Annotated in this window: 1 protein-coding gene; it reads left to right on the top strand. The window is 53.7% G+C overall.

The window, feature by feature from the left end; all coding sequences use genetic code 11:
• Window positions 1-589: aromatic amino acid ammonia-lyase (locus tag LCI23_RS19650; protein ID WP_224948143.1), on the top strand; the 589-nt coding region annotated here is incomplete at both ends.

The raw sequence follows: 589 nt of genomic DNA on the forward strand, positions 1-589 counted from the left end.
TGAAGAAACGCGTGCCGTGATTGCGGCGCGCCTTGCTTCATTATGCAAGGGCTACTCAGGGGTAAGTGTGTCCCTCCTTGAGGGAATTGTTCGTTTCCTTGATGAAGGGATTTTGCCATTAATCCCAAGCGAGGGTTCGGTAGGTGCTAGTGGCGACCTGACTCCCCTCTCGTATTTGGCAGCAGCGCTGTGTGGCGAACGTGAAGTTTTGCACAACGGTGTCCAAGTACCAGCTCGTGAAGCATTGCGAAACGCTAATATCACTCCGCTGAAATTGAGGCCAAAGGAAGGCTTGGCGCTCATGAATGGCACTGCAGTGATGACTGGCCTAGCCTGTCTTGCATGGCACCGTGCCTCTTACCTCGCACGGCTTACCACGCGCATCACGGCGATGGCATCATTCGCGCTTGATGGGAATGCACGTCATTTCGATGAAATTCTGTTCTCGGTGAAACCACATACCGGAATGCAGAAGGTAGCTGAATGGCTACGGAACGACCTAGTCTGTGATGCACAGGACGAGCGCAACGGCAAGAGATTGCAGGACCGCTATTCGATCCGTTGCGCGCCTCATGTGATCGGTGTGTTA

The sequence above is a fragment of the Massilia sp. MS-15 genome, from assembly GCF_020176695.1.
In the GTDB taxonomy this organism is placed as follows: domain Bacteria; phylum Pseudomonadota; class Gammaproteobacteria; order Burkholderiales; family Burkholderiaceae_D; genus Telluria; species Telluria hydrophila.